At 65.1% G+C, this 12,091-nt stretch carries 9 protein-coding genes; 6 read left to right on the forward strand and 3 right to left on the reverse strand.

Annotation, left to right across the window (positions count from 1 at the left end):
* Positions 1-214 precede the first annotated feature (214 nt).
* The 6 genes from BBX35_RS15780 (at position 215) to BBX35_RS15805 (ending at position 9,012) form a co-directional block, all read left to right on the forward strand.
* Positions 215-2,122, forward strand: a complete 1,908-nt coding sequence (locus BBX35_RS15780; protein ID WP_067221989.1) for an adenylate/guanylate cyclase domain-containing protein — start codon at positions 215-217, stop codon at positions 2,120-2,122.
* Between the two features lie 199 nt (positions 2,123-2,321).
* Positions 2,322-4,214 (forward strand): ABC transporter ATP-binding protein, encoded by a 1,893-nt coding sequence (locus BBX35_RS15785; protein ID WP_067221990.1) that lies wholly within the window; start codon positions 2,322-2,324, stop codon positions 4,212-4,214.
* Positions 4,211-6,109, forward strand: coding sequence for an ABC transporter substrate-binding protein (locus BBX35_RS15790; protein WP_067221992.1), 1,899 nt, complete (start codon positions 4,211-4,213; stop codon positions 6,107-6,109). Before BBX35_RS15785 ends, BBX35_RS15790 begins: the two co-directional genes overlap by 4 nt.
* Positions 6,110-6,148: 39 nt before the next feature.
* Positions 6,149-7,168, forward strand: a complete 1,020-nt coding sequence (locus BBX35_RS15795) for an ABC transporter permease (RefSeq protein WP_067221993.1) — start codon at positions 6,149-6,151, stop codon at positions 7,166-7,168.
* Positions 7,168-8,328 carry an ABC transporter permease gene (locus tag BBX35_RS15800; protein WP_067221995.1) on the forward strand — a complete coding sequence of 387 codons (1,161 nt, stop codon included), beginning with the start codon at positions 7,168-7,170 and terminating at the stop codon, positions 8,326-8,328. The genes BBX35_RS15795 and BBX35_RS15800 overlap by 1 nt, the downstream gene beginning before the upstream one ends.
* Positions 8,329-8,418: 90 nt before the next feature.
* Positions 8,419-9,012, forward strand: coding sequence for a class I SAM-dependent methyltransferase (locus BBX35_RS15805; protein ID WP_067221997.1), 594 nt, complete (start codon positions 8,419-8,421; stop codon positions 9,010-9,012).
* On the opposite strand, the gene BBX35_RS15810 is transcribed toward BBX35_RS15805, so the two are convergent.
* The 3 genes from BBX35_RS15810 to BBX35_RS15820 are packed head-to-tail and all read right to left on the reverse strand — an operon-like array spanning position 8,993 to position 12,077.
* A complete protein-coding gene (locus BBX35_RS15810; RefSeq protein WP_067221998.1) occupies positions 8,993-9,802 on the reverse strand; it encodes a polysaccharide deacetylase family protein in 810 nt (269 codons plus the stop codon). The genes BBX35_RS15805 and BBX35_RS15810 overlap by 20 nt on opposite strands.
* A complete protein-coding gene (locus BBX35_RS15815; RefSeq protein WP_067222000.1) occupies positions 9,799-10,953 on the reverse strand; it encodes a glycosyltransferase family protein in 1,155 nt (384 codons plus the stop codon). Before BBX35_RS15815 ends, BBX35_RS15810 begins: the two co-directional genes overlap by 4 nt.
* Positions 10,950-12,077, reverse strand: coding sequence for a glycosyltransferase family 4 protein (locus BBX35_RS15820; RefSeq protein ID WP_067222002.1), 1,128 nt, complete (start codon positions 12,075-12,077; stop codon positions 10,950-10,952). The genes BBX35_RS15815 and BBX35_RS15820 overlap by 4 nt, the downstream gene beginning before the upstream one ends.
* Positions 12,078-12,091 lie beyond the last annotated feature (14 nt).

Consider the following 12,091-nt stretch of genomic DNA (forward strand, 5'->3'; position numbering starts at 1 on the left):
GCCGAGTACAGAGAGGGGACTGCCGGCGTGACGCACACAGGCAACCGCAGGGGAGAAGGTCCCGGCCATTGACCTTCACGCGATGTTTGGGTGCTGCAGGGTCGCGTTTCGGACTCAATCCGCGCTATTGTTCCGGGAAAGATAACGACCGGCGTGTGACGCGGATGCGGGCGGGATATCTGGCTGGCAGGTTGCAAGGACGGCGCAGCTACGCATGGACGATCAGCGAGTTGAGCAGGTGGCGCGCAAACGCCGCGTCTATTCGATTACCTGGGTGGTGGGAACGGCATTCGGCCTGCTGATCGGCGTTTCGATGTTGCTGGTGCTCGGGCTGGCGGTCTCGGCCAACATGCAGAACACCTTCTCCCTGCTGAACGACAAGGCGGTGCTGACGACGAACTCGCTGGAGCGCCGCCTGCGCGATCACCTTGATCTCGCCTCTCAGGCGGTCGTGCAACTCAAGACAGTGTTCGACGAGCGCGAGCTGGGCGACCGCCTGGAAGATCTGCGCGGCGAGCTGATCGCTGCAGTCCACGCCAATCCGTCGCTCGATGCCCTGGTCGTCAACGACGCCGCCGGCGACGGGTTTGGCATCTACCGCTCGCCGACAGGCAAGCTCTGGCCCTTCCGCCGCCAGCAGATCCCCGAAGAAGCCAAGCTCTACGCTCTCCCGCAGATGACCGCCAACTCGCCCGCAACATGGGGACCGCTGGTGACTTCGGGCGGCATGCTCTATGCCAACGTCACCGTCCCCCTGGTGCGCGGCGAAGCCCTCATCGGATATCTTACGGCCGCCGTATCCATCGACGAGCTGGGGCGGACCGTACGCCAGCTCGACGAGGGCGAGCATTCGACAGTCTTCATCATCGCCAACGGCAACGAGGTGATCGCCCACTCGGACATCGAGGACTTTGCGGCACCGGGCGGCGAGGTGCCGCGTCTTCCGGTGACCATCGAACAGCTGGGCGACAGGGCGCTGGCACGCCTGGCGACGTCGAAGCCGATGGACAATTTCGAGCAGGCGAGCGCGGCGGGCGTCGAGGTGCGTGACCTGGACATTGACGATGGCGGCCCCGACTACCTGTCGATGACCAAGGTCATCGCCGGCTACGGGCCGGGCGTGTGGACGGTCGGGCAATACTATGTCGCCTCCAGTATCTCCCGGGAGGTGCAGCGACTGTTCGGCTCGGCGGTCGTCGGTCTCTTGTCGATCCTGCTGGCCGTCGGCCTTTCCGTGCTCCTGGTCCGGCGTGCGACCCGTCCGCTGGCGGAAATCTCGCGCCAGGCGCGTTTCGTCGGCGAGCTCGACTTCGACAAGGTCGAGCACCTGCCACGCAACATGGTCCGCGAGATCGACCAGGTTTTTCAGGCGTTCAACGCCATGGTCAGCGGCTTGCGGGCGATGAACACCTATGTCCCGCGATCCCTGTTCCGCAAGCTTATGCGGCTCGGTGTCGATCAGGCGGCGGTGGCGAGCGAGCGCGACCTGACCTTCATCTTCACCGACATCGTCGGGTTCACCTCCATGTCGGAAAACCTGACGGCGGCGCAGACGGCCGACATTCTCAACGAGCATTTCGCGCTGCTGGTGGCGGCGGTCGAGCGGGAAGGCGGAACGGTCGACAAGTTCATCGGCGACGGCATGCTGGCGTTCTGGGGAGCGCCGGACGAACGGGCCGACCACGCGCTTGCCGCGGCCCGGGCCTGCCTCGGCATCGCCGCCGCGCTGCGAGAGGGAAATGCGAAGGCGCTGGCCAACGGCGGCAAGGTGGTGCGCATGCGCATCGGACTGCACACCGGCCGCGTCGTCGTCGGCAATGTCGGTGCGCTCGACCGGTGGAACTACACGGTCGTGGGCGACGCGGTGAACCTGTGCGAGAGGCTCCAGTCCTTCGGCCGCGATGTCGCGCCGCACGATGAGATGGTGATCCTGGCCAGCGATACCGCCGTCAGCCGTATCCAGGCGCAGTCGGGCGGGATGATCGCCGCCGGCGCGGCACGAAAAGTGGGAACGCACCGGTTGCGCGGTCGCAGCGAGGCCATCGCGGTCTGGCGTCTGGACGATGCGGTCGATCCGGAACAACTGTGCATTCCCGGCTCCGGTATCGATCTGGCGGGCTGACAGGTCGACAAAGGAATTTCACAACAGTTTTTCAAGGTGATGTCATTAATTTGTGATGCCGGTCACACGCACCTGCGCTAGCACTGTTAAGAGCGACAAGGGGGGGCAAGGGACAACACGCACTTTCGTGCTGGCACCGGTCTCCTATAATGGCGCGACAACGGAAAACACCGAGGGCGCCTGGAGGAGGAAAAGCCACGTGGATGTGTTGACGCTCGACGGGCTCAGTGTCGATTTCCTGACCGGCGAAGGCCGTATCCGGGCCGTCGACAACGTCTCCTTTTCCGTTCCCCGCAATCGCACCGTGGCGCTGGTGGGAGAGTCCGGCTCCGGCAAGACGGTCATTTCCCAGACGATCATGGGCCTGCTGCCGGAAAAGGCGCAGGTTTCCGGTGGCCGCGTGCTGTTCCGCGAGAACGAAGCCGCCCAGACGGTCGATATCGCGGCTCTCGACCGCAAGGGCGCAGCGATGCGCGCCATCCGCGGCAACCGCATCGCCATCATCTTCCAGGAGCCGATGACGTCGCTGTCGCCGCTCCACACGATCGGCGACCAGATCGGCGAGGCGGCCGAGCTGCACCGCGGCGTGAGCGCGCAGGAGGCCCGCGAACTGACGCGCGAAATGCTGCGGCTGGTGCGGTTCCCCGATCCGGCGCGCGCGCTCGACTCCTATGCCTTCGAATTGTCCGGCGGCTTGCGCCAGCGCGCGATGATCGCCATGGCCATGATCTGCCGTCCGGCGCTGTTGATCGCCGATGAGCCCACCACTGCGCTCGACGTCACCATCCAGGCCGAGATCCTCAAGCTGATCAAGGACGTGCAGGCCGAGCTGCAGATGTCGACCCTGCTCATCACCCATGATTTCGGCGTCGTCGCCAACATGGCCGACGAGGTGGTGGTGATCTATCACGGCCGGATCATGGAGCGCGGCAGCGCGGCCTCGCTCTTTGCAAATCCGCGCCACGACTATCTCAAGGCGCTGCTCAACGCCGTGCCGCGCTTCGGCATGGAGGAGGGCGAGCGGCTGGTGCCGATCCGGCCGATCGAGCCGCATGCGGAAGGCTTCCTCAAGCAGGGCCGTTCGGAACGCGCCTGCGCGGTCGGTCAGCCGCTGATGAGCATGACCGACGTCACAAAGCGCTTCACCACCCGCAAGGGCGGGTTCCTGGGAGGTGGAACGCGAACGGTTCTGGCGCTCGACAACATCAACCTGACCGTCAAGCGCGGCGAATGCCTCGGCCTCGTCGGCGAGAGCGGTTCCGGCAAGACAACGGCCGCAAAGGCCATCCTGCGGGCGATCGAGATCAACGAGGGCGCGATCCGTTACGATTGCGGCAACGGGCCCGTCGATGTGGCGAGCATGCAGGGGGCTGATCTGCTGGAGTACCGTCGCCGGGTGCAGTTGATCTTCCAGGATCCGTTCTCGTCGCTGAACCCGCGCATGACCGTGAACGAGCTGCTGATGGAGCCGCTCGTGATCCACAAGGTCGGCACGCCGGAGGAGCGGGCCGAGCGGGTGCGCGAGCTGATGCGCCTCGTCGGGCTGGATCCGCGCTTCCTGCGTCGCTACCCGCACTCGTTCTCCGGCGGCCAGCGCCAGCGCATCGGCATCGCGCGGGCACTTGCGCTCAATCCGGAATTCATCCTGTGCGACGAGCCGACATCGGCGCTCGACGTTTCGGTCCAGGCGCAGATCCTCAATCTGCTGCGGGACCTGAAGAAAGAGCTGGGGCTGACCTATCTCTTCGTCAGCCACAATCTGGCGGTCGTCGACTATATTGCCGAACGGCTGGCCGTGATGTGCCGGGGGCGGGTGGTCGAAGTCGGCAGCACCCGCGACGTGGTCGACAATCCGCTGCATCCCTATACCCGCGCCTTGCTGGCCTCGGTGCCTGAGCCTGATCTGAACGCGCCGCTGGATTTTGCAGCGCTCGAAGCCGGCCGTGCATCGGAGCCCGACCTCTGGCCGGAGCCTTTCCGCATCGTCGACGGCGTTCGTCCGGTTCTGGTGGAGATGGAGAAGGGGCATTTCGTCTGCGCGCCGGGGCTTGTCGGCGACGGTACGCCGCTTTCGATGGAGGCAGCCCAATGACATCCCGCACCGTGCTGCCTGCATTTGCCCTGATCTGCGCGTCCGTGCTTGCGGTCTTGCCGGCGTCGGCTCTGACGCTGAAAGAGACGCCGTCGCTGGCGCCGCGCGTCGGCACCGACCTGCCGCCGGTTTCGGAGCGGGTTCCGCAGGAGCCGCTGATCGTCGATCTCGAGGCACGCGGTCGCCAGATCGGAACGCCGGGCGGCAAGATCGACACGCTGATCGGCCGCTCGCGCGATGTGCGTCTGATCAACGTGTGGGGGTATGCTCGTCTCGTTGCCTACAACGAGAAACTCGAACTGGTGCCGGATATTCTCAAGGACTTTATCGAGGAAGAAGGGCGCATCTTCACCCTCGTGCTGCGCAAGGGGCACAAGTGGTCGGATGGCCACCCGTTCACCTCCGAGGATATCCGGTTCTGGTACGAGGATGTCGCCTCGAATGCCGAGCTCCAGCCCTCGGGCCTGCCGCAGTTCATGCTGGCGGATGGCAAGCCGCCGCTTTTCGAGGTGATCGACGAGACGACGGTGCGTTTCACCTGGGATGCGCCCAATCCGTTGTTCAAGCCTGAGCTGGCCAAGTCGCGTCCGCCCTTCATCTATCGCCCGGCCCACTATCTCAAGCAGTTCCATAATCGCTATGGCGATGCGCAGAAGATCGAGAAGCTCGCCGAGCAGAAGAAGCTGCGCAGCTGGGCGGCGCTCTTCAACAAGATGGACGACATGTACGACGCGCGGAACCCGGAGCTGCCGAGCCTGCAGCCCTGGGTGAGGCTGGCCGACGACAGCGAGCGGCGCTTCGTGCTGCACCGGAACCCCTACTACCACCGTATCGATACGGCCGGACAGCAGCTACCCTATCTCGACAGCGTCGTGATGACGGTGGCCGACGGCAAGATCATCGCCGCGAAGACCCAGGCGGGCGAAGCCGACCTGCAGGCACGCAACATCGGCTTTTCCGACATCACCATTCTCAAGCAGGGCGAGAAGTTCGGTCGCTTCGAAACCTATCTCTGGCCGATCAGCAAGGGCTCGCAAATCTCGTTGCAGCCCAACCTGACGGTCGCGGATCCGGTCTGGAGGAAGCTGATGCTGGACACGAGGTTCCGCCGTGCGCTTTCGCTCGGCATCGACCGCGAAATGATCAACAAGGTCCTCTATCTGGGGCTTGCGACGCCGGGCAACGACACGGTGCTGGAGCAAAGCCCGCTGTACCGGCAGGAGTACCGCGATCTCTACGCCGGGTTCGATCCGGAGGAGGCGAACCGCCTGCTGGACGAGATCGGCCTGACGGAGCGGCGGGGCGACGGGGTGCGGCTGATGCCGGACGGTCGGCCGCTGGAGATCATCGTCGAGGCGACGGGCGAGAGCCAGGAAGAGCTGGATGCGCTGGAACTCGTCGGCGAGACCTGGCGCGAGATCGGCGTGAAGCTGTTCCCCAAGCCGAGCCAGCGCGACATCATCCGCGAGCGGGCCTTGTCCGGCCTGCTGGTCATGTCGGTATGGGCCGGCTTTGAGAACGGCATCCCGACCTCGGAAATGCCGCCGGAGGACTTCGCGCCTGTGCGCAGCGATTTCCTGTCCTGGTCGCGCTGGGGCAACTGGTACGAGACCGACGGCCAGACCGGCGAAAAGCCCGACTGGGAGCCGGCGATCCGTCTGACCCAGCTCTACGACGACTGGCTGACGTCGAGTTCCGAGGAGGAGCGTACGGAGATCTGGCACGAGATCCTGAAGATCCATGCCGAGGAGACGATCCATATCGGTCTGGTGTCGGAAGTGCGCCAGCCGGTGGTGGTGAAGGGGCTCGGCAACGTGCCGAAGGAAGGCATCTACGGTTGGGATCCCGGTGCCCAGTTCGGCATTCACCGGATGGACGAATTCTACCGGAAGTGACGTGAGAATGGCGCTGCGGGGCGCTGGGGGAACCGCTTGATGCTCTACTATATCGTGCGCCGGGTGTTGACGATGATCCCGACGCTGTTCGTGATCAGCCTGCTGACATTCGTCATCATCGAGCTTCCGGCCGGTGACTACATTTCCAACCAGATTGCGGCGCTGCGGGCGACCGGCGAAAGCGCGTCCATTGCCAAGCTGGAGTTCCTGCGGGCTGAATTCGCGCTCGACCGGCCGTTCCTCGAGCGCTACCTGATCTGGATCGGACTGTGGCCCGGCGTTCACGGCTTCGACGGCCTGCTGCAGGGCAACTGGGGCTGGTCGTTCGAATACGAAAAGCCGGTCTCCGAAGTGGTCGGGCCGACGCTCCCGCTGACCATCGTGCTGAACGCGGCGACGATCCTGTTCGTCTATGTGGTTTCCTTTCCCATCGGCATCTACTCGGCGACCCGGCAGTACTCCTGGGGCGACTACGGGTTCACGTTCATCGGTTATATCGGGCTTGCGACGCCGAACTTCCTGCTCGGCCTGATCATGCTGTACTTCGCCAACCTCTGGTTCGGCCTGTCGGTCGGCGGGCTGATGGCACCGGAATATATCGGCCAGCCCTGGAGCGTGGGGAAGGCGCTGTCGGTGCTGGCACATCTGATCGTGCCGACGGTTGTCATCGGAACGGCCGGCACGGCGGCGATGATCCGCCGGCTGCGGGCGAACCTTCTGGATGAGCTTCACAAGCAATACGTGACGACGGCACGCGCCAAGGGCCTGCGCGAATCCCACCTGCTGGTGAAATATCCGCTGCGCATGGCGCTCAACCCGTTCATCGCCGATATCGGCAACCTGATCCCCTCGCTCGTCTCCGGTTCGGTCATCGTGTCCGTCGTGCTCAACCTGCCGACGGTCGGGCCGGTGCTGCTGAATGCCCTGCAGTCGCAGGACCAGTTTCTTGCCGGCTTCATCCTGCTCTTCGTTGCTGTCTTGACGCTGATCGGCATGCTGGTGTCGGACCTGCTGCTGGCGGTGCTCGATCCGCGTATCCGGCTTGGGGGGAAGGCGTGATGACCATGCGCAACGAGCCCGAGCACTACGTCAATCCGGATGCGTTCAACCCGTCTCATGCAGAAACGCTGACCCCGGAGCCGGAGCGCTACTATCAGGCCTCGCAGTGGCAGATCATGTGGTGGAAGTTCCGCCGCCACCGTGTTGCCGTGTGGTCGGGCGTGATCCTCATCCTGTTCTACCTCTGCGTACCGTTCGCCGAGGTCATCGCCCCCTATACGCCGAACCAGCGCTCCAACGACCACCTCTACGCGCCGCCGCAGACGCTGCGCATGTTCCACGAGGGCTCCTTCGTGGGGCCGTTCGTCTATGGGCTGAAGGCGGATATCGACCTGGAGACGGTGCGCTGGGTATACACCGAGGACCGGGAGGACGTGCAGCCGCTGCGCTTCCTCTGCTTCGGGTCGGAATACAAGTTCTGGGGCCTGTTCGACGCAAGCTTCCATCTTGTCTGTCCGGCGAAGGGCGGGTCGCTCTACCTGCTCGGCACCGATCGGCTGGGGCGTGACGTGCTCTCCGGCCTCATTTACGGGGCGCGACTGTCGCTGACGGTCGGCCTGATCGGCGTGACGATATCCATCGTGCTGGGGCTGTTCTTCGGCGGTCTCGCCGGCTTCTTTGGCGGGATCATCGACAGTGCGATCCAGCGTGTGATCGAGATCCTGCGCTCCCTGCCGGAACTGCCCTTGTGGATGGCCCTGTCGGCGGCCCTGCCGGTCACCTGGTCTCCGGTGTGGATCTATCTCGGCATCACGGTCATCCTGGGGCTTCTCGATTGGCCCGGCCTTGCACGCGCCGTACGATCAAAGCTGCTTGCCCTGCGCGAGGAGGAATATGCGAAGGCCGCGCTGCTGATGGGCGCAAAACCCTCGCGCGTCATCCGCAAGCACCTGCTTCCGGGTTTCACCAGCCACATCATCGCCTCGGCCTCCTTGTCGATCCCGGCGATGATCCTCGGCGAAACGGCACTGTCCTACCTGAACCTCGGCCTGCGCCGCCCGGCGGTATCCTGGGGCGTCCTGCTCAACGAGGCGCAGGACATCTCCGTTGTGGTCATCTACCCTTGGCTGATGGCGCCGGTCGTTCCCATCATCATCGTCGTGCTCGCGTTCAATTTCCTCGGCGATGGTTTGCGCGACGCCGCCGACCCGTATAAGTGATGTCCGGCTGCGGGTGGGCAGGCGCTTGTCGCCTGCCTGGCAGGGGGCGTTGAAAGACCGGCGGCCACGCCGGCGAACAGGAAGACAAGCATGTCCAAGAACGCATCGACCGCCGACGGCTGGGACGAAGAATACCGGCGCGGGCGCTGGGCCTTTCTTCGCGATCTGCCGGAGAGCGGCCGTTACGGCATCATCGGTATGTGGCTCGCGCTGAACGGCTCGCTCGACCGGGTTCTGGACATCGGATGCGGCGAAGGCCTGCTGTACGAGCGCCTGCAGCCTATGGGCATCCAGCGCTATGTCGGCGTCGACCTGGCGCCGGCGGCTCTCGGCATCGCCAATGTGGATCCGGAAATCGCATCGCTGCGCGCCGGCGACCTGCACACCTTCGCCCCGGAGCAGGGCGAAGCCTTCTCCGCCATTGTCTTCAACGAGGTGCTGCACTTTTCCGATGATCCGGCCGCGGCTGTCGCACGATATGTGCCGTTCCTGGCGCCGGGCGGCGTGATCGCCGTCTCGATGTATTCGCCGAAGCGGCTGGAGTCGGGTGCCAACCGTCTGATCGCCCGCCTGTGGGAAGCGACCGACGGACCGGATTGGGAAGTCCTCGACGATTACCGCCTGACCTCCGACAAGAAGAGCGTCACCTGGCGGCTGCGGTTGATCAGGCCGTCGGCCGGCTGACCGGAGGCAGGCCGCGCGCAGCGAGCTCGGCGTCCAGAAGCTCGGATATCCGGGCGAAACGGGCGCCGGGATGCGCCCGCAGGATCTCGAACGTTCTCTCCAGAAACTCGAAGCAGGCGTCGTTCTGCGCGAGGTGATGGGAGAGGACGCCGAGCGGCTCTGCCGGATTGGTGCGCCGCCGTGCCAGATGGTAATCGAAGCGCAGACCGGCCGAGTGCCAGCCGATGAAGCGCCGCTCCTTCTTCCACTTGATCATGTCCACATGCGTCTGCACCTGAACGAGTGCGCGCGGATGGAACTGTGTGAAGGTCGAAAGGCCCGAAAGTCCGGCTTCGGCGAGCCGGGCGGAGATGCGCGGCGCGATACGGTTCCAGGGCGGTACCATGACCGGTACGAAGCGCGGACCGAAGAGGCCCACAAGGCGTCTGTTGCCGCGGGCAAGAAGGGCAATGGCCTCGTCGGGATCGCGCCGGCGGCCGAACTCGGCCGCCTTTTCACCTCGCGACTTGTCCTGAAAGTTGCGGTGCTCGTATCCGTGCTGAAGAACGGAGGCAAAGCGCTCGCTGGACAGCCGGTCCGCAAGCGCCTCGGTCGCATTCGCTGGGATCACGGCCAGCGCCACTTCGACTTCGTAAGTGTTTGCGATGTGAAGCAATCGCTCGAGCGCCGGGGTCGGCTCGACTGCATCGTCATCGCGCCACCAGACCGGGACGGCGAGGCCGCGGTCTGCGAACCAGTCGAGATGCTGGACGAGACCGTCCCGATAGGCGCGAAACTCTGTCTCGCTCATCGGCGGGCCTCCAGCGCGTCCACCAGGATCTCTGCGGCCGTCTCCGCGCCGCCGAAACGAACCGGGATATCGCGGCGCGGAAGGCTCAATGCGTCGTCGGCAGCCTTTGCCAAGGCTTCTGGCGTTAGCCCTTTTTCCGGAACGGCGACGGCGCGCCCATGGCGCACCAGGGCATCGGCACGTTGCTGCTGCTCGGTTTCCTTGATCTGCGCGAAGGGTACGAGCACGCTGGGGACGCCGGCACGCAGGATGTCGAGCACGGTGTTGTAGCCCGCCTGGCTGACCGAGAGGCGCGCCCGTGACAGGAGCGAGGGAAAGTCCCGCCTCGCCCTCTCGACGATGACGGTCTCCCCACCTTGCGCGGCAAGCGCGGAAAAGCTCTCTTGGTCGATGTCATGGCCGGCAAGCAGGCGCCAGCGACAGTCGCCGGCAAGGCGGGAGAGGGCAGGGGCCTCAAGGGCCGCTTTCAGCAGCTCGATGCCGACGGCACCGCCACCGCAGGAGACGATAACCTCGTCGCGGCCATCTCCGCCGGGTGCATCTGCTCCACCCGTACCGGTCTCTGCGAAGCCCGTATAGTGCAGCAGATGCGAGACGCGCTCGGAGAACGGAAAGCTGTCCTCAAGCCGGATGAAGGACGGGTCAGAATGAACGAGGACGAGGTCGTAGGCGGCAAGCGCCCGCTCGGCCATTTCCTCTTCCTTCCAGAGCTCCTGCTTTCGCACGAGAATGTCGCGGATCGACGACGCCATGAGCGGCGGGCAGGGCAGCGCCTTGGCGGTATCGACCAGAGCCTGCATCTCGAACGCGAATGGGCGTCGCCCGAATGGCCAGGTCTCGGTGAGCAGCAGGTCGTAAGGCTGCGCCTGAAAGGCCTGCAGCGTCGCCCGGGTGCGGGCGGCTTTCCAAGCCTCGTCGATCTCGCGACCGTCTAGCGTCAGGAATGTCTTGAAGCGAGCGTCCTGCGCCCTGACAGGGGGCAACTCGACGATGTCGAGACCCGAAGTGTCGAGCAGTGGCGGCAGGCTGTTGCCGGTTGCCAGCGTAACGGATACGCCGCGAGAGGCGAGGGCACGGCCGATGGCGGCGGCACGCAGTGTATGGCCGGTGCCGAGCAGGTGCTGGACGTGGATGAAGGCGGATCTTGTCATTGCTGCGAAGCGGTAGCGCGCAGGGCGAAGTTGCGCAAGGCTTGCTCCAGCAGGGCATCGAGACTGGAGGCACCGCTGGCCAGCGTATGATGCTCGCGGATGTGAGCGCGTGCGGCACTGCCCATTTCTGCGGCGCGGAGAGGGGCCGAGACCAGAGCTTCGAGGCTCCGCGCGAAAGCTTCAGCGTCGCCTTCCGCAGACAGCAGCCCGGTCCTGCCATGAGCAACGATGTCGGGGACGCCGAACGTGTCGCCGCCCACAATGGCAAGGCCGGCGGCCTGAGCCTCCAGAAAGACGAGGCCGAATGCCTCGCGGATCGCCGGCCAGACGAAGAGGTCGTGCGAGGCGCAAAGGGCCGGGATCTCTTCTCCCGCGACAGCGCCCATGAAGGTGACCGGATGGCGGGCCAGCAACGCCTCGACTTCAGCCCGGCAGGGTCCGTCGCCGACAACGGTCAGCGTAAAGCGGAGCGAGGCAGGCAGTCGGTCCAGCGCCTCTGCAAGAAGTCGGTAAGAGGCGAGCTTCGCCCCCTCGCGCATCATGCCGATGGCGAGCAGGCGAACGGGTTCACTGTCCCGGCGCGGGATGCGCGGTGCTTGCAGGAACCGATCCGCATCGAGAAAGGGCGTCAGGACGGCAAGACGCTCCGCTGGAACAACAGCCGTCAGACATTCCCTGTCGGCGCTGTGCATGGCGGCAACCAGATCGGCACGCGACAGGGCCGCGTCGGCCGCAGCAAAGCCGTAAGACCATTCGCCTGTCTTGCGCTTCGGCGCGCGGCTGGCCTCGATAACGACATAGGGTATGCCAAGCCGCGAAGCGATCGCCGGCCCGATCCAGTCGGGGGCCTTGTGGTAGAGGTGATAGGTCAGGAAGATATCGGGGCGGTAGCCTGCCGCTTCCCACGATGACAGGACGCGCTCTGCTTCCGCAAGCGCTGCCTGCTCCACTTCCTGCTGCGCCACGATGCCGCCTGTCGCCTTCCACGAGCGAAACCGTGTGGCCACCGTCACGTCGTGACCGGCGGTTTCCAACGCCTGCACGATCAGCCGGCCCATCGTCCGGTCCCCGGATGGCACCGGATCGTCGAGCGGCTTCATGGGGGCTGTGAAGGCAATGCGCATGCCGGCCTCCTGAA

The organism is Stappia indica, assembly GCF_001696535.1.
GTDB lineage: Bacteria > Pseudomonadota > Alphaproteobacteria > Rhizobiales > Stappiaceae > Stappia > Stappia indica.